This window comes from Synechococcales cyanobacterium T60_A2020_003 (assembly GCA_015272205.1).
Lineage (GTDB): Bacteria > Cyanobacteriota > Cyanobacteriia > RECH01 > RECH01 > JACYMB01.
Genome location: JACYMB010000389.1, coordinates 1 through 15,825 on the forward strand (window position 1 = coordinate 1; position 15,825 = coordinate 15,825).

Below are 15,825 nucleotides of genomic sequence, written 5' to 3' on the forward strand. Positions count from 1 at the left end.
GCAAAACTGGGGGCGATCCTCTGCGCTGATGTGAAAGCGATGAATTTCTGCCTGGGTCATCGTTGAAACCGAAGTGTTGACCGGAACCACCGCTCGCGGAATGCCATGCACGCCATAGGGGTGATCGGCCGTTCCCTCTAACGTGCCAATCAGTACGGCACCCAACAAGGTTCGCGTTTCATTAATGAGATCCGGCGTAAATAACGGGTCAGGATCGCTCGACAGTCGCGGGCCATTACTGAGAAACATCGGGTTAAAAAGCTGGGTGTTGTAGATGAGCCCCACCGCCCAGTGTCGCCCATCTTCACCTTCCAGCTTTACAAACGAGCCAAAGCCATAGTCCGTTGCCTGCGGCGGCGAATCCACCGCAAACTGATCATCTAGCTCAACGATGTAGTCACAGTGAGAGTTGGATTTGACAACTTTTCCTAAGCGCATTTTCATCATAGGCAACGCTACCGCTAGTATATAGCCTTCGCCAGTTCAGACAACGTTCAAGCGGTACAAATGTTCTAAACTCCAAAAGGTTTCCCACTGCCACCGCTGTGTCTACTCCTCAACTCAATGGAACAGGCTACACAGAGCAACAATGGGAAATGAATCGGTGAACCAAGCCTTCGTTCAGAGAACCGAGCCTGAAATTCATAGATTGGGCAAGCAAGCTTGAGCTAGGACATTGCCTGGATGATGAAATCAAAATAGGGCGCAGCCTCAGCAGCATCATCAGCACTCAGCAGTGCCAAGGATGCATCCTTCAAGCAGCGAATCGCTTCAACCATACCAGGGACGGGGACACCCAGAGAGTTATACATCTCGCGTACGCCAATCAAGCCAATCTTTTCAATCGGCTCTTTGTCGCCCGCAAGTACACCGTAGGTGATTAAACGCAGATACCAACCATAATCGCGCAAGCACAATGCCCGCTCACGATTGCCATAGGCATTTCCCCCAGGGGAAATGAAATCCGGACGTTTTCGCCACAACTGTTTGCTGGACTCATCAACAATTTTTTTCTCATTTGCAGCAAGGGTTTCGGCAATCCGAATCCGCTGCTCACCTGTTTGAAAAAATTCTTTAATGCTCGTCAGCTCTCCGCTGCTGGGGTAGCGAAGCTCGTCGTCGGCGTTAAGAATGACTTGGCTAATGACGCTCATAATTATTGCCGTGATTCTAGTGAACTCAGATCAAAATATCTTTCTCAGATACCATTACGTAGTTTAACGACTCTAGGGGACGGAAGGAAAGGGCGATCGCGTCGGATCTGCCGGAAGATCAGCAGCAAATCATTTCTTAAAATCTTCGACAATAAATTTACATTTCTTAACTATTTGAAAATCCTCCACAAAGTACACAGATCTCAAAGCTTTCGAGCCAAAACTCGTTATGCTTGACGCAAATTAAAAAAGCCCAAGGCATGCAGCACCTTGGAACAGCTCTTAGAATATTCGCAGTGCAGTATAGTCTTTAAGTCTGGATGCAAGTTACAGGCTCTCAGATGTTGATTTTTATTTCTTTGAAACTGTGATCTTGCACACGCCAGCATCCTGACCTATACTGGACGCTCGAAATAAACCATACTTTAGTAAGTGCAAGGAGGCGGCTTATCCCTGAAACATTGACCCTGACCGTCAGTTTACGAGGCACCCGCGAAGTCAGGGAGAATTGCCAGCTATTTCGACTTGCAGGACTGCTCGACGCGTTTTCCGAACCCACGTTTCGCAAGGTGATGGAAAAGTTCGCTGAGGAAAGTCCTAACAATATCGTCTTGGATTTGTCACAAATTGACTTTATCGATAGCTCTGGCCTGGGTGCGCTAGTGCAAATTGCGAAAAAAGTTCAAACGGCAGGTGGAACTCTGCAAATCGTGACCAATGCTCGAGTGACCCAAACCGTGAAGCTTGTTCGTCTAGAAAAGTTCTTAGCCCTACAGCCTTCCGTTGATGTAGCGCTGGAAAACGTGAATAAGTCAGCTTAGCATCCATAACCATCGTGGACTATGGAGAGATAATAACTGAGAAGGGGCATGAGTTCTCTGCCCTTCTTTTTTTTGAGTTACCCTCAGGATAATATCCTTCTCATGCTGAGTTTGTCGGCCTACCGCTCGCTTTTCTTTCCTCTAGGTACTGACGATCTAATGGAGGCTCAAATTCAACAGATTTCTCCTGCCGCTCTTGCCTATATTGGAGATGTCGTGTACGAGCTGCACATTCGCATGTGGTATCTCATGCCACCGAAGCAGAGTCGGCTGTACCACCAAAATGTGGTCGCTCAAGTCCGAGCAGAGCAACAAGCACATTACCTCCAGGTGTTAGAACCTAAGCTCACTGAGGAAGAACAGCGTATCGTTAAACGAGGTCGCAATGCCGCTACAAAGCTGAAACCAAAGCGACTTTCACCCACTATTTACCAACAAGCCACGAGTTTTGAAACCCTGATTGGGTATCTCTACCTTACAAATCCTGAGCGATTGACCGAGCTGCTGGGCTGTCTTCCAATCGCAACTTCTGAGTCAAATGCCTTGCTCCAGGATCATTGTCGGGACAATTTATAACGAATGGAGTCTGAAGCCAGCCATGTCCGCCAAGAAAAATAAGCCGTCCTCAAATCGTTCTTCCTTTAAAGGGTCTACGTCAGGTTCTTCTGATAAACCTCGGCGCAAAGATGGACATAAGTCCGCAAAACCAGGGTCTGGAAAACCCAATCGGCGATCGCGCCCTGGTCGAGAGGACGAATTTGAATCCCCATCGCCAGGAGAGTTTACCAAACCCAAGCACACTTCCTCACCCAAGCGCAGGTCTAAACTGCCGGGATCAGCCCCCAAAAATCCGGATTCTCTGACATTTGCATCTTCTAGCGATCGTGCTCCCCGTCAGGCTTTCGTATCCCAGACTACGGTTAATGCCCCTACAGATAGCCCGGAGGCAGACGCCGATCTCCTCTACGGACGGCACAGCGTTTTGGCAGCCTTAGAGGGCGATCGCACCCTGAACCGGATCTGGATAACGTCCCGCCTGCGCTATGATCCCCGTTTTCATCCTTTGCTGATCCAGGCGAAAGCAGCCGGAGCCGTCATTGATGAAGTGGATCATCGTCGATTAAGCCAACTCACCCAAGGCGCAAACCATCAAGGAGTCGTGGCTCAAGCTGCACCCTACGAGTATTTAGAGTTTGAGGAACTGGTGCTCAAAGCTAAGAACAGTGAGGATTTGCCGCTTTTGATCGCCGCCGATGGCATTACTGATCCCCACAATCTCGGAGCTATTATCCGGACGGCAGAAGCGCTAGGAGCCCAAGGACTCATCATTCCGCAGCGACGCTCCGTGGGGATCACCTCTACGGTGAGCAAAGTGGCCGCCGGAGCTTTAGAAACTTTTCCGGTCACAAGGGTTGTCAATTTAAGTCGAGCCTTGGAACAATTGAAGGAAGAGGGCTTCTGGATCTATGGCACTGCTGCCAATGCCGGAAACCCAGTGCATCAGGTCAAGTTTGATCGAGCGGTGGTGCTCGTGATTGGCTCCGAAGGAGAGGGGTTAGCCTTACTCACTCAACGCCATTGCGACGCGCTCGTTTCAATTCCACTCTCTGGGCGCACACAAAGTTTGAATGCTTCCGTTGCTGCGGGTATGGTGCTTTACGAAGTATTTCGTCAGCGTTGGTCTAACACAGTTCATCTCGATACCTTTACAAGCAAAAGTGCAACGGAGTATAACAAAGCTTGAACATTCCTTAACAGACAGCGCAAGTGTTCGTTGAAAACCTCTAGGCTGGTCGAGCTTATGAAAGAAATTTGGCTGAGTTTGTTAGAACTTCTGGGAAAAGCATGGTGGATTGAAGTAACGACTGATAGTCCTCGTTGTTCCTATTTCTTCGGGCCTTTTGCCAGTAAGCAAGAGGCCGAAGCAGCTCAATCTGGCTTCGTTGAGGATTTGAAGGGTGAAGGTGCTACGAATATTCGTGTCCAGATTCGACAGTGCAAGCCTGATCCTAAGAAGTTAACGGTCTACGACGAGGCGGTGGATAGAAACTTTCCAATGACGGTTTCGCCTATGTTCAGTAGCTAGGATGGTTCTAGCGTTGTGTATCAATCGAAGGACTTTCTATGGAATCTGGTGAACTCCTGACTCTCATTATTTTGCTTATTCCTGGCTTGGCTCTGTCCATTGCAGTGATGGGAATCTTTGCTGCGGGAGGCTAATACCACCGCAGACTGCTTGGCGTTCTTAGGACTGCGATCGCGTTTCCTCTATGAGCGCCATTCTCGTTAAGCTGCGCCCACAGTCTTTCCCGTGTGATAGATAGCCCTGACGATTGCTCCCATTAAGCTGTCGTTTGGTTCAGTCTTGGCTTGGGCGATCGCTATAGTGGAAAGAGGAGGTATTTGGGTCTTCACTGTTCCTTACGTTGTTCTAAATAGGTAGGGAATCGGTTCAGTGTTCCGTACGGGAGGAGAGAGCAAACGCCATGAATTTAAAGCGAATTGGGCATGTTGCCATTTGTGTTGAAGATTTGGATCGCGCAGCGCAATTCTACCAAAATTTGGGTATGGAATTGGTTTGGAAAGATCCAGACTGGGCTTATCTCAAAGCTGGTGAAGATGGTTTGGCGCTCCTGAGTCCCAGTTACGCTCAGGCAGGGCCTCACTTCGGTTTTATTTTTCATGAACGTGCTGAAGTAGAGTCCGCCTACCAGCGGCTTAAGGATGAAGGGGTTCATGTAACTGATGTTCACGAACACCGGGATGGCACGGCTTCGTTTTACGGTCGTGATCCCGATGGGAACTGGTTTGAGTATTTATACGAACCGGTGGCAGTTACTGCATAGTCCCAGTGATCACAGCCTAGGATCACGTGGCGGTCAGGCGATAGTCCTCGAAGGTAACATCATAGCCCTTGCCATCGGGAGAGGCGCACATCAGGCCCACTTGAACGTCGGGTTTAGCTGGAACGTAAGCAAATCTGAGCAGCATGGCCTCATCATCTGGTGTGGATTTCTACCAGATGTGGATGGCTTCTTGACGTCGCTCTAGGCGCAAATAGAGTTTTTCTGGCGGAGTGTGGAGGGGAGCAACAGACCAGTCGGAATACGTTTGTGTAACGATAGCGCTCACATACTGCACTCCTCCGGCATACTCAATTCTGGTTTTGATCCAGTTTTTTCATCAATCCGCAGCATGAGTCCGGCCTGGTCGTAAAGATCAATGTAAGAGCTGCGGATGTAAACCTCTACGTCGAAATCTCCAGAGACCGTATCAAAGTAAAAATGCCCACTATCGCGGATAAAACCGTAGTGGGTTGTGCGCCAAAAGTCCGTTTTAGGCGAGGTTTTGATGTAAATTTGGCGATCGCCCTGAGACCATTGGGGAGGTTCGTTCAGCCATTGCATAGTTAGGGAATGTCCTGATGCTAGGGGTTTGCTCGTGTCCATACCAGAAGTGCGCCAATGACCATAGCAACTGCCATGATGGTGGCAGCCAGGGTGCGTTCTAGACTGCCTTGGGTTTGGGTGAGGGGTGACTCGCCCTTTCCCCCCAGCAAGGCTTGCATTGCCGCAAGGCTTTCCTGAGCTGTTGCTTGATTACGGGTCGATTCAAAGGGGATTTCGCCTTGATCGGTCTTTAGATAAACGGTGTAAATCGTATAGGTGCGATCGCCATCATTCGCGGATCGGACTTTCTCCTCAAAACGGACGTTTGACACCTGCATCGAGCGCTGAGGACGACTGAGCAACCCATACAGCAGCGTTTGCTCCTGTTGACAGACAACACTAGTAGAGAGGCGATCGCACCGAAAGCGCGTGGTGCCCGTTTGGGTGATCACAAGGGCAAGGGGCAAGCCTATACCCAGGAGAATTAGAAGTCCGTATCTCAGCATAATCCTCCGAAGTGTAGATAGCGATGCGGTACAGTGCAGGAGATACTGAACTCGTTTTGGTGTTATGTCGCACTAAGGTTTCTTGAAGAATCGTTTTTTGCAATCTTAATGGCGGCAGGCTTCATGTTTCACGAAACCCCACAGCATCTACCTACCTCCAGGGTAGAGGGATACCCGCTTTTTGACTCAAGCAATTCGGTGGATTAGAGCGTTGGAATGAAACGGTTGAGCGCGTGGTTGCCTAAGCTAGATCGACGGGTTTGGGTGTTATCGGCAGGGCGGCTGCTATCGCAGATTGGCAATGGCTTTGTGCTGTTCTATGCCCCTATTTTCTTTGTGAATCAGGTAGGGCTCCCGGCAACCCTGGTTGGCATTGGCATTGGTAGCGGATCAATTGCGGGCATTTTCGGACGGATTCTCGGAGGCTCCCTTTCAGACTCTCCTCGATGGGGGCGGCGATTTACACTTTTGCTATCAGCGGTCATTTCTGCGATCGCCGATGTTGCCTTAGCAATTTCGAGCGATTTTTCGCTGTTTCTAATCGGTAATTGGCTGATGGGGCTTGGGATTGGTCTGTATTGGCCTGCAACCGAATCGGTAGTTGCGGATCTCACTCTCCCTGAACAGCGGAATGAAGCCTTCGCCCTCGTGCGCCTCGCCGATAGTATCGGCCTCAGTTCAGGGGTGATCCTGGGGGGATTGCTGATTAGCCTCACGGGGATGTATCGTCTGCTGTTTGTGCTGGATGGCCTATCCTACGTGATTTTTCTTGGCATCATTTATGTCGCAATCGCCGAAACCTTGCAGAAATCAGACGGTTCCCCAGCGTCCTTCTTTGGGGGATGGGGGCCAGCGCTTCGCGATCGCACGTTGTTAATTTATGTCGTCGTCAATATGCTGTTCACCAGCTATCTCGCCCAGATTCAAAGCACCATGCCCGTGTACTTTACCCAAACGGTCACCTATAGGGAACAAACGGGTTTCCCAGAAGCGATCCTGAGCCTTCTATTCACCTGGCATGTGGTGTTAACAGCAATGTGCCAGCTTCCAGTCGCCCGCTTCCTCAATCGATTTCGCCCAGTGCAAGCGTTGATAGCCTCGGCTCTATTCTGGGGCATTGGCTTTAGCTTGATTTGGGTCACGGGTACAGCCGTTAACGCGGCTTTACTGTGGGCGCTACTTGCCTTAGCGGTGATGGCGATCGCCACGGTTGCCTATACCCCGGTTGCGTCTGCCTTAGTGGTCGATTTAGCACCCAACGACCAGCGGGGCGTGTATTTATCCATTAATTCCCTCTGCTGGGCGGTGGGATATATGCTAGGGCCGTCCTTGGGCGGATGGGCACTCGATCAAGCCCCTTGGGTGGTGGACAGCTTTTGGATTGGGTCTGCTCTGAGCGTTTTAGGGGCGATCGCCATCCTCCTAGTTCTGGATCGGCGCATCAAGGCAACTGAACAGAGTTGAACAATTTTTAAGCTGACGGCTTTCCGGTTCTCTCTCGCTAGGATAGGGCTAACGTTCGCGATGTGCGGTGACGTTAACAGATTGGGAATTCTAGTTTTATGGCAACCGCGACAGTGGTTGAGATGTGACGGTTGAGATATGGGGGACTGTCTATGCCTTCAAGCTGGAACGCAATTTATCCTTGGATTCAATCTGCGCTGATTACCAGTCAGTCACCCGACGATTTTTGCCAACAGGCGATCGCCCAAATTGCCGCCACCTATGATGCGGAGGGATGGTTATGGATTGGGATTGACGATCCCAGCACCCTTCGGGTTTACCGCAGCCATCGTGATTCATCGCTCGGTGATCCAGGTTGGTCATGGGATGAAGGCTTTCCGCTGCAACGTTTCCAGCGTCCCAATGGCGACTTGGTGCTTCCCCTCCTGCATCCCATGCAGCCAGCCTCGCCCAACCAGGATCGCCAAACCCAAGGCATAGCGCTTCAGCTTCGCCGCCGATCGATCCCCGCCGCTGAATCCGACTCATCCCCCTCGGTGGTACTGACCGCCGATCAATCCCGGAATGCCGTGTATGGGTGGAGTGCGGATGAGCTGGAATCGCTGGAAATCGTTGTTCGTCAAGTGAATCTCGCTTACAACCTTTTTCTAGCACGGCAGCAGACCGATCAGGCTCGCCAGCAGATTTCGCTGCTCAGTCGCACCGCCTATCTCCTCAATTCAAACCTGCCGTTGGATACCCAGGTAACCCAACTCCTGAACGACTGGGGATTCAGTATTGGGAGCGATCGCGGATTTATGCTGCGTCGTCGCGATCGCATCCTCGGATCTCTCGCCACGTGGAACATGGACGAAGTGTTCCGGCCTCCCGTCCAATCCGCTGAAGGCTATGAAAGCAGCCTCTGGCAAGAAACGATTGAGCTATTCGAGGAAGGAGCCGCATCCCATCTAGAGGTGTATGCCCCTGAAGGAGAAACGGTTGCAGAGGATTTACAGCAGTGGTTGGTCAGTCAAGGCTGTCGTTCAGGCGTGCTACTGCCGATTCACATTCGCGGACAGTTTCTAGGGATCGTGGGGTTGCTTGCCTCTGTTCCACGCCAACCGTATCGCGTCGATGAATTGCAAATTTTGCGCCAAGCGGTTGAGCAACTGGCGATCGCCGTAGCTGGGTTGTATCACCCGGTGGAACCGCTCGTTGGCTCTTGGAGACAGACGGATCTCCAAGGTGATCCGCTGACCGGATGCGAAACGCGAGCCGTCTTAGAACAAACGCTCAAGCAACTTCCCACCCAGCCCGAATGGGGATCAACAGAGACCAGTCTGGTTCTGTGTAATCTAGACTACTTCAAGCTGGTGAACGATACCTATGGATACAGCGTGGGCGATCAGGTTTTGAGGGATGTTGCCCAGCGTCTGCGATCGCAGCTCCGCCACGGCACAAAGGTTTATCGCTATGGCGGCGAAGAATTTGCCATCCTATTAGGCGATACCCCAAAGGACGCTGCTATTCGGGTGGCTGAGCGACTACGCTGGGTGATTGGGAAACCACCGCTCCGAACCGCCTTTGGAGAGGTTTCCATTACAGCGAGTTTCGGAGTTGCCCAACTGCTTCCCGACCACGATCCAGATGCCTGGAGCCTGCTTCACCGTGCCGAATCGGCAGTGGAACAAGCCAAACGTCAAGGCCGAAATCAAGTCGTTGGCCAATAACCTCGGGAAATGTCGCATCAAACCTAGAGGTTCATAGCCTGGTAAAGTTCCCCCACATCTTCTAAGCGCATTCGCGATCGCACCCCCAGGGACAAGGGCGATCGCACCCCTCGGTTTAGATGTTCAGCCGCCGCGCAAGCAATCATGGCGGCATTGTCGGTGCAGTAGCGCATGGGAGGAAAGAGGACGCGAATATCATAGGGCTGAGCCGCAAGCTCTAACTGGTGCCGCAAGCCTCGATTGGCCGCGACCCCCCCCCCCACAGCAATCGTCGTTAGCCCATAATCCACCGCACAGGCAATCGCCCGCTTGGTTAGAGACTGTGCCACGGTTGCTTGGAAACTGGCCGCCAGATCCGCAAGGGGCAAGTCGTCAGATTCCGCCTGAAGTTTCTGAGTCAAGCGCAGTACCGCTGTCTTCAACCCGCTAAAGCTGCAATCGTAGGGATGAAAGCCGCCCCCTGGCAGCGAAATTCGTCCTTCAGGGAGCGGAAATGCGGTCGGGTCACCTGTTGCCGCCAGTTTGTCAATCACTGGACCGCCGGGATACCCCAACTGGAGCAAACGCGCCACCTTGTCAAAGGCTTCTCCCGCCGCATCATCGCGCGTTTGTCCTAGAGTTTGATAAAGACCGCAGGCTTTCACGTAAATAAAGCTGGTGTGGCCGCCAGATACAAGCAGACACAGAAACGGAGGTTGCAACTCCGGATCGGTCAGGTAGGACGCATAGATGTGACCTTCCAGATGATGCACCCCCACAAACGGCTTTTGGTGAAGCATCGCCAAGGTTTTAGCCGCCGTAGCCCCGACCAGCAATGCACCGACTAACCCAGGGGCGACGGTTGCCGCTACGCCATCAATGGCCTCCCAGGAAAGCTGTGACTCTTCTAGCGCTTGGGCGATCGCCCAGTTAATGCCTTCCAAGTGCTGACGAGAGGCTAGCTCCGGCACCACACCCCCATAGGGCTGATGAAGCTGAATTTGCGACGAAACCATACTGCTGAGCACTTGGCGATCGCGCGCGATCGCCACCGCCGTTTCATCACAACTTGTTTCAATTGCTAAAACAATCGCCATAAATTTGACACAGATCAGGTAAGTTTGGAGTCAGTAAATTGTTTTGAATGCGAGGATTCAAGCATCGAATCGCAATGAAGTTGGGTGAACATCAAATGTCAATAGTTATTAATAAAATGATACCTAAAGACATAAACAGAGGGCGATCGCTCGATAAAGTTAATCCAATTTCAGGAATCGCATAGGGTGCTTATCCTCTTCATGAACAGGTCAAACTTTACTGGGATTACCCAGGAGAGTATGATTGCTCTGATGACTTAAATCATTTGTACAAACAGCTTAATTTTTGTACAAAAAACTTTGTTTTTCGTAATAAAGGGAAACAATTCCATGAAACGATTGTTTGCTCTGCTGCTAGTTGGTTTTCTCTGGTTCAGCTTTGCACCTCCGGCATCTGCGGATGTCGCAGGTTTGACACCTTGTAAAGATTCGGCTGCTTTTGTTCAGCGCGCTAAAAATGCAGCAACTCCCGCTGCTAAAGCTCGCTTTGAAAAGTATGCAGATGCTGGCCTTCTCTGCGGTTCTGATGGGCTTCCCCACTTGATTGTAGACGGTCGCTGGTCCCATGCTAGCGAGTTCCTGATCCCAAGTTTGATGTTCCTGTATATTGCGGGCTGGATTGGCTGGGTCGGACGTGCCTACCTCATTGAAGCTCGCAAGAGTGGAAACGCAGAGGAAAAAGAAATCATCATCGATGTGCCGATGGCACTCAAGGTGATGCTGACCGGATTTGCTTGGCCTCTAGCAGCCTTCGGAGAGTTCAGCAGCGGTGCGCTCACAGTAAAAGATCCCGAAATTACGGTATCTCCTCGCTAAACGCATCCGTTCAACGTCTGAGTTCTTAAACCTTCTGGAGATCACGACATGCAGTACTTTCTAAAGTATCTCTCGACCGCGCCTGTCCTGGCGACCATTTGGATGTTTATCACGGCTGGCATTTTGATTGAATTCAATCGTTTTATGCCGGACATGCTATTCACTCCTTTCTAGGTTGCATCTAGGACTAGGAATGTAGGACATACGACTGACCCGTTGGGACATCGCTATCTTTGCTGAGCAAGGAATAGCCATTTCCAAAGGGTATCCGGTCTTTTTGATCAGGAGGTGAGTCCCTTGAGGTGTTGCTCAGGTATTGAGAACGTTCTTGCGGGGATCACCTCCTCAGTATTGATGAGGGATTCAGTGCGCTGGACGACAACGGCATGATCCCAATTTTGAGTTTTCAGTGTTGAGTTAGCGTTATGCCATCAGCAATTCCAGCATTATGTCTGTCAGGCATGGGTAGCCAAAGACAGCATTAAGAATTTGATATAGACTGTTCCATGCATTGAGCCGCGTCTTGAGGATTTCCCCAAATCACGTGCTCATGCTTATAGATAGCAATGCCGGGTTTCGCCCCTTTCGGCTTGTACACATGTTTGGGAGCCGTGTAAATGACCGGAACCCCATCACTCTGGCGGGCACGGCTATAGTAGGCGGCCAAATTCGCCGTAAATTTTAGATCGGCCTCATCTGGCACCATCCCCGGCTCTAGACGCAGCAAGAGGTGGCTCCCTGGTATTTCCTGGGTATGGAACCAAAGATCATAGTCTGTGGCGACCCGGAAGGTGAGGTGGTCGTTTTGGCGGTTGTTGCGACCAATCAGCACGTCTAAACCATTTGGGGTGGTGTAGTGAAGAAAATTGACAGATGGATCGGTCGAGGACTGCCCCGGTCGATAGTCCGCATCCGTTACGTAGCCCTGCTGAATCAGTTCACTACGGATATCCGCCAGGGACTCTAAATCCTCCGGGGTCTGGTAGTGATCCAGTTGGGCGATCGCCACCTCAACCTGCTGTAAGTATTCAATCTCCGCCATCACATCGGCTAGGAGTGGTTGAATAGCATCGCGCGATCGCCGTAACTTTTGGTGACGTTTGTACAAGATTTGTGCATTCTGAACTCCGGTTTTGTCAGGATGAAGCTTGATTTGCACCTGTTCTCCGGTCTCAAAATCCGGTAGGGAAATTTGGGTCATTCCGGGCGTCCATTCATGGACATAGGCCATCAGTAAATCGGCCTGTTCGCGGTACTGGTCTGCATCGCCAGACTGCTGGAGGCGACGTTCAAAGTCTTGCTTCTTGGTCTCTAGCTTCTTGAGGGCGGCGGCTACTTTTTGGCTGATTTGGTGACGCAGTTGGGTAAAAACTTGCTGGTTGCGTTGGTGGAAGTAGTACTGATGCACGAGCGTTTGTACCGACTCCACCGGTTGAGTCATCATCCATCCCATCACGGTGTACCCCGTCTTCGTCCAACCGGGATAAAATCGCTCATCTTTCAGCATTTTTAACCAGAATTGCCATTGAGTGAACAGTCCATTCCACTCTGCATCGGTTAAGCTTGAAGTAGGTTGATTAACGTCCAATTCCGCCGCCTGAATCATGGATTGCACTAGGTTGGAACTGAGTCCACGATAGCTATTCAAGAGGTTGCGGCGGAGCGATCCCGGTACAAGGCTGATGCGATCGCGCCATGTTTCAAAGGACTCTTCCAAACTCGGCCGAGCATCCGTCAACGATGGAGGGCGTTCGTAGGGTTGTCCCGTTTGAATTTGGCGCACGCTCGACTGTTTGGCATTAACCTGATGGGCTGCTGTAATGACGAGATTGTCAGCATTTGCCAAAATCACATTGCTATACTGCCCCATAATTTCAACGTACAGATGCCAAAGCACAGGATCACCCGGTCGCTTCGCAAACTGAACATTTAACACCCGTTCCCACGGATCAAGAGGGGCGATCGCCGTTAATGTCAACCCACCTAACTGATGCTTTAGCTGCTGACTAAAGGTAAACGTATCCGGTATCCGGGGAGGTGGTTCACCCATGCTCAAATGAGCGGCCTGAGGATGCCAGCAGAGATCTAACCATCCCCGTCGATCCAACGTACGGAGATTTAAAGCTACACAAAAGCGATCGCGTTGATAGACCTGTTCTAATCGTGCCGGAACCCAATCTCGGCGTAACTCACTACAAATCGCTGTTAAGGTCGTCAGGTCAACAGGTTGCATGGCATCTTAAGCGCAATCTCTGCACAGGAAACGATAGGATTTTAGGGTCAAAGTACGCACAAGCGGCACGTAATAGCGTATAACCTTGTGTAGGGTTTAACTTGTAGTATCAAGTTATCTTCGTCACGTTAGAAGTTGCTAACATGCGTATTATGCGAGTTATCACTGAACTATCAGTTAAAACACCGAGTTTTTTCAGAATGGAGACGTTACCTGGTTAGGTTAGAGTCGCTCTGATTTGAATGGGTAACCTACAAAGTTAAGGAGAGTCGGTGCATTCTGCATTCATTGCACTCATGCGCGATACGCTCTGAGGATTCATGCACGCCCAACTCATTGATATTGGATTCAACTACACCATTGTCGCCCGAGATATCATTGCCATCATGAGTCCGGACTCTGCGGCAATTAAGCGTGTAATTGCCGATGCTCGCGATCGGCAGCAATTGAACGATACCAGTGAAGGACGGATAGTTCGATCTGTCATTATTACGGATCCGTACCCTCCTGTCTCTGATTGGACATCTTTTACCTCGCCTACCATCACTCCATTTTCACGGTCACCAAAGGCACTCAGCACTGGAGAAGAGCGGAAGGTTATTTTGTCTGCCATCCAGCCAGATACCCTCTCCAATCGTTCTGTGCTTAAGCCACTCAACCGCCAATCTCGTCTTTCTTCGGCTGAGCCGCTTGCTGTTATGGATATTAAGTTGATCAACATTGGATTTGGCAATATTGTCTGCGCCAACCGTGTTGTTGCCATTGTTAGTCCAGAGTCTGCACCCATTAAGCGCATCATTAGCGACGCGCGCGAGCGGGGACAATTAGTTGACGCAACCTATGGTCGCCGAACTCGGGCTGTGATTGTAACAGACGTGGGGCACATTATCTTATCGGCTATCCAACCGGAAACAGTCGCCCACCGCTTTGTGAGTCAGAAAGAGTCCAGTTGAGGTTTCCGATTCGGTTGAAATCTTCCGCGATTGGCATCAATCGATCAATGCTGTATTCGTCGCGACCAGGGTGAGCGATCGCCAATATTCCAAAACTGGCGATCGCCCTAATTTGGTTTCGACACCGATCGTTGTCCGATCCCAATCCCACTCGTGATACCTAGAGGCGGCGATCGCCCCTTGATTTGTCGCCAGATTTTAAACCAGCGCTATAGTTTGAAAAAGTGGAATGCATATTGAGACTTGGGGACAAAAGTAATGATCCCCAAATCTTGCTATCGCAATCCTCTATATCCGAAGATGGACTATATTGTAGCCATTGCCCGTCGTCAAACGGCATGGGGATCGGTTCAGGAGCCCCTAGCCGATTGTTTTTCTATTTAGGGTAAGGGTTACGCCAAAGCAACACGACTAGGATGAAACCAAGTATGAAATCTGGAAAACTCATCGTACTCACAGGGCCGAGTGGCGTGGGTAAGGGAACCCTCCTCAAGCTACTTCTCCAACGCCATCCTGAGCTGTTTCTCTCCATCTCGGTAACGACGCGATCGCCCCGCCCAGGTGAGATCAACGGACAGCACTACTTTTTTATTGAGCGCCATGAGTTTGACCAGATGATTACCCGTGGTGAGCTCCTAGAGTGGGCCGAGTTTGCAGGGAACTACTACGGCACCCCCCGTAAGGCAGTAGAACAACACATTCAGCGGGGGGATTGGGTCATTCTGGAAATTGAGCTATTGGGTGCGCGCCAGATTCGTGCGAATTTCCCCGACGCTTTCCAGATTTTCCTCTTACCACCGTCCCTAGACGAACTCGAACGGCGCGTACGCGATCGCGGTCATGATTCGGAAGAGGCGATCGCTCGACGGCTGAAGCGGGCAGCCTCCGAAATTGCAGCAGCCGATGAATTTGATCTCCAAGTGGTAAACGATGATCTGGATGCCGCGCTTCACCAAATTGAAGACGCCCTGTTCGCAGAATCGCCCACCGTTGAATTTTGTGTCGTTGGATAAGTAACGAGCATGGAGGGATTCGAACCCCCGACACTCAGAACCGGAATCTGATGCTCTATCCCCTGAGCTACATGCCCTTATCTAACTTGCGAGTATAACACATCCACTCCTATCCGAAATTAGGTTATGGCCTATCAATTGCTTTTTGTGTGCCTCGGCAACATTTGCCGATCGCCCTCTGCTGAAAACATCATGAATCATCTTTTGGTTCAACGGCAGCTTGACGATGCGATTCTCTGTGATTCGGCAGGCACATCTAGCTATCACATTGGCAGCCCTCCCGATCGGCGCATGACGGCGGCGGCTCGCCAGCGTGGCATTATCCTGCGGGGTGCCGCGCGGCAATTCAAGCCTCAAGATTTCGAGGAGTTTGACCTGATTCTGGCGATGGATCGAGAGAATTACATTGATATCCTATCCCTCGATCCAGAAGGACGCCATCACAAAAAAGTGAAGATGATGTGCGAGTTCTGCCGTACCTATCCTGATCGTGAAGTGCCAGATCCCTACTACGGAGGGGCAGAGGGCTTTAACTATGTCATTGACCTGCTGCTAGACGCCTGCGAAGGACTGCTAGAGGCAATTTTGCAGGAAACGGCGATCGCCAATCCCGATTAGCGGTAGCCCCCATCAAGCTATAGCGCTAGCCATATCGGTTAGGACATTTTGGTGGGGCGGCGAAGACGCCCCA

The 15,825-nt window shown here is 50.9% G+C and carries 17 protein-coding genes, 1 tRNA gene and 2 pseudogenes; 13 read left to right on the top strand and 7 right to left on the bottom strand.

The annotated features are described in order from the left end of the window. Both IGR76_18845 and IGR76_18850 read right to left on the bottom strand, forming a co-directional pair. Nucleotides 1-447, bottom strand: a 447-nt coding sequence (locus IGR76_18845; protein MBF2080513.1) for a hypothetical protein, incomplete at its 3' end; no start/stop codon positions are given. A gap of 221 nt (nucleotides 448-668) precedes the next feature. Beyond that, nucleotides 669-1,154 carry an allophycocyanin gene (locus IGR76_18850; GenBank protein ID MBF2080514.1) on the bottom strand — a complete coding sequence of 162 codons (486 nt, stop codon included), beginning with the start codon at nucleotides 1,152-1,154 and terminating at the stop codon, nucleotides 669-671. Between the two features lie 449 nt (nucleotides 1,155-1,603). On the opposite strand from IGR76_18850, the gene IGR76_18855 reads away from it, so the two are divergent. The 5 genes from IGR76_18855 to IGR76_18875 all read left to right on the top strand — a co-directional run bounded on the left by IGR76_18855 (nucleotide 1,604) and on the right by IGR76_18875 (nucleotide 4,821). Beyond that, complete coding sequence (locus tag IGR76_18855) at nucleotides 1,604-1,975, top strand: STAS domain-containing protein (protein ID MBF2080515.1); 372 nt, start codon at nucleotides 1,604-1,606, stop codon at nucleotides 1,973-1,975. Between the two features lie 102 nt (nucleotides 1,976-2,077). Then, a complete protein-coding gene (locus IGR76_18860; protein MBF2080516.1) occupies nucleotides 2,078-2,551 on the top strand; it encodes a ribonuclease III in 474 nt (157 codons plus the stop codon). Nucleotides 2,552-2,573: 22 nt separating this feature from the next. Next, a complete protein-coding gene (gene rlmB / locus IGR76_18865; protein MBF2080517.1) occupies nucleotides 2,574-3,719 on the top strand; it encodes a 23S rRNA (guanosine(2251)-2'-O)-methyltransferase RlmB in 1,146 nt (381 codons plus the stop codon). 57 nt (nucleotides 3,720-3,776) lie between these two features. Beyond that, a complete protein-coding gene (locus tag IGR76_18870) occupies nucleotides 3,777-4,061 on the top strand; it encodes a DUF1816 domain-containing protein (GenBank protein ID MBF2080518.1) in 285 nt (94 codons plus the stop codon). A 400-nt stretch (nucleotides 4,062-4,461) separates the two neighbouring features. Beyond that, a complete protein-coding gene (locus IGR76_18875) occupies nucleotides 4,462-4,821 on the top strand; it encodes a VOC family protein (protein ID MBF2080519.1) in 360 nt (119 codons plus the stop codon). 22 nt (nucleotides 4,822-4,843) lie between these two features. On the opposite strand, the pseudogene IGR76_18880 reads toward IGR76_18875, so the two are convergent. Together IGR76_18880 and IGR76_18885 are read right to left on the bottom strand one after the other, a co-directional pair. Beyond that, nucleotides 4,844-5,382, bottom strand: a pseudogene (locus IGR76_18880) (DUF1349 domain-containing protein). 20 nt (nucleotides 5,383-5,402) lie between these two features. Next, on the bottom strand, nucleotides 5,403-5,870 hold the full coding sequence (locus tag IGR76_18885) for a hypothetical protein (GenBank protein MBF2080520.1): 468 nt from the start codon (nucleotides 5,868-5,870) through the stop codon (nucleotides 5,403-5,405). Between the two features lie 216 nt (nucleotides 5,871-6,086). Here IGR76_18885 and IGR76_18890 point away from each other — a divergent pair, with 216 nt between their 5' ends. Beyond that, nucleotides 6,087-7,334, top strand: coding sequence for an MFS transporter (locus IGR76_18890; protein ID MBF2080521.1), 1,248 nt, complete (start codon nucleotides 6,087-6,089; stop codon nucleotides 7,332-7,334). Between the two features lie 152 nt (nucleotides 7,335-7,486). After that, nucleotides 7,487-9,043 carry a sensor domain-containing diguanylate cyclase gene (locus IGR76_18895; protein ID MBF2080522.1) on the top strand — a complete coding sequence of 519 codons (1,557 nt, stop codon included), beginning with the start codon at nucleotides 7,487-7,489 and terminating at the stop codon, nucleotides 9,041-9,043. A 23-nt stretch (nucleotides 9,044-9,066) separates the two neighbouring features. On the opposite strand, the gene tsaD is transcribed toward IGR76_18895, so the two are convergent. Then, entirely contained in the window at nucleotides 9,067-10,119 is a 1,053-nt protein-coding gene (gene tsaD, locus IGR76_18900; protein ID MBF2080523.1) for a tRNA (adenosine(37)-N6)-threonylcarbamoyltransferase complex transferase subunit TsaD, read from the bottom strand. A gap of 330 nt (nucleotides 10,120-10,449) precedes the next feature. Here tsaD and IGR76_18905 point away from each other — a divergent pair, with 330 nt between their 5' ends. Beyond that, entirely contained in the window at nucleotides 10,450-10,935 is a 486-nt protein-coding gene (locus tag IGR76_18905) for a Photosystem I reaction center subunit III (protein ID MBF2080524.1), read from the top strand. Nucleotides 10,936-10,983: 48 nt separating this feature from the next. Next, the gene (locus IGR76_18910) at nucleotides 10,984-11,109 is read left to right on the top strand and encodes a photosystem I reaction center subunit IX (protein MBF2080525.1); all 126 of its coding nucleotides are present in this window, start codon (nucleotides 10,984-10,986) and stop codon (nucleotides 11,107-11,109) included. A gap of 307 nt (nucleotides 11,110-11,416) precedes the next feature. Here the strand turns inward: IGR76_18910 and IGR76_18915 are convergent, their stop codons facing one another. Continuing rightward, the gene (locus IGR76_18915; GenBank protein ID MBF2080526.1) at nucleotides 11,417-13,168 is read right to left on the bottom strand and encodes an NFACT family protein; all 1,752 of its coding nucleotides are present in this window, start codon (nucleotides 13,166-13,168) and stop codon (nucleotides 11,417-11,419) included. Nucleotides 13,169-13,488: 320 nt separating this feature from the next. Here IGR76_18915 and IGR76_18920 point away from each other — a divergent pair. From IGR76_18920 to gmk, 3 genes and pseudogenes are all read left to right on the top strand, one after another. Then, nucleotides 13,489-13,665 (top strand): annotated as a pseudogene (locus IGR76_18920) (DUF370 domain-containing protein). A 201-nt stretch (nucleotides 13,666-13,866) separates the two neighbouring features. After that, on the top strand, nucleotides 13,867-14,121 hold the full coding sequence (locus IGR76_18925) for a DUF370 domain-containing protein (protein ID MBF2080527.1): 255 nt from the start codon (nucleotides 13,867-13,869) through the stop codon (nucleotides 14,119-14,121). Nucleotides 14,122-14,549: 428 nt separating this feature from the next. Further along, entirely contained in the window at nucleotides 14,550-15,134 is a 585-nt protein-coding gene (gmk, locus tag IGR76_18930) for a guanylate kinase (GenBank protein MBF2080528.1), read from the top strand. Nucleotides 15,135-15,138: 4 nt separating this feature from the next. Here gmk and IGR76_18935 read toward each other — a convergent pair. Beyond that, nucleotides 15,139-15,211, bottom strand: a tRNA-Arg gene (locus IGR76_18935). A 49-nt stretch (nucleotides 15,212-15,260) separates the two neighbouring features. On the opposite strand from IGR76_18935, the gene IGR76_18940 reads away from it, so the two are divergent. Next, nucleotides 15,261-15,752: a low molecular weight phosphotyrosine protein phosphatase gene (locus IGR76_18940; GenBank protein MBF2080529.1), complete on the top strand. Its 492-nt coding sequence runs from the start codon at nucleotides 15,261-15,263 to the stop codon at nucleotides 15,750-15,752. The last annotated feature ends 73 nt before the right edge of the window (nucleotides 15,753-15,825 follow it).

Excerpts from the sequence above, each read along its gene's own strand:
- IGR76_18850 (MBF2080514.1), bottom strand. The coding sequence starts at position 1,154 with ATGAGCGTCATTAGCCAAGTCATTCTTAACGCCGACGACGAGCTTCGC.
- IGR76_18860 (MBF2080516.1), top strand. The coding sequence starts at position 2,078 with ATGCTGAGTTTGTCGGCCTACCGCTCGCTTTTCTTTCCTCTAGGTACT.
- rlmB (MBF2080517.1), top strand. The coding sequence starts at position 2,574 with ATGTCCGCCAAGAAAAATAAGCCGTCCTCAAATCGTTCTTCCTTTAAA.
- IGR76_18870 (MBF2080518.1), top strand. The coding sequence starts at position 3,777 with ATGAAAGAAATTTGGCTGAGTTTGTTAGAACTTCTGGGAAAAGCATGG.
- IGR76_18875 (MBF2080519.1), top strand. The coding sequence starts at position 4,462 with ATGAATTTAAAGCGAATTGGGCATGTTGCCATTTGTGTTGAAGATTTG.
- IGR76_18885 (MBF2080520.1), bottom strand. The coding sequence starts at position 5,870 with ATGCTGAGATACGGACTTCTAATTCTCCTGGGTATAGGCTTGCCCCTT.
- IGR76_18890 (MBF2080521.1), top strand. The coding sequence starts at position 6,087 with ATGAAACGGTTGAGCGCGTGGTTGCCTAAGCTAGATCGACGGGTTTGG.
- IGR76_18895 (MBF2080522.1), top strand. The coding sequence starts at position 7,487 with ATGCCTTCAAGCTGGAACGCAATTTATCCTTGGATTCAATCTGCGCTG.
- tsaD (MBF2080523.1), bottom strand. The coding sequence starts at position 10,119 with ATGGCGATTGTTTTAGCAATTGAAACAAGTTGTGATGAAACGGCGGTG.
- IGR76_18905 (MBF2080524.1), top strand. The coding sequence starts at position 10,450 with ATGAAACGATTGTTTGCTCTGCTGCTAGTTGGTTTTCTCTGGTTCAGC.
- IGR76_18910 (MBF2080525.1), top strand. The coding sequence starts at position 10,984 with ATGCAGTACTTTCTAAAGTATCTCTCGACCGCGCCTGTCCTGGCGACC.
- IGR76_18915 (MBF2080526.1), bottom strand. The coding sequence starts at position 13,168 with ATGCAACCTGTTGACCTGACGACCTTAACAGCGATTTGTAGTGAGTTA.
- IGR76_18925 (MBF2080527.1), top strand. The coding sequence starts at position 13,867 with ATGGATATTAAGTTGATCAACATTGGATTTGGCAATATTGTCTGCGCC.
- gmk (MBF2080528.1), top strand. The coding sequence starts at position 14,550 with ATGAAATCTGGAAAACTCATCGTACTCACAGGGCCGAGTGGCGTGGGT.
- IGR76_18940 (MBF2080529.1), top strand. The coding sequence starts at position 15,261 with ATGGCCTATCAATTGCTTTTTGTGTGCCTCGGCAACATTTGCCGATCG.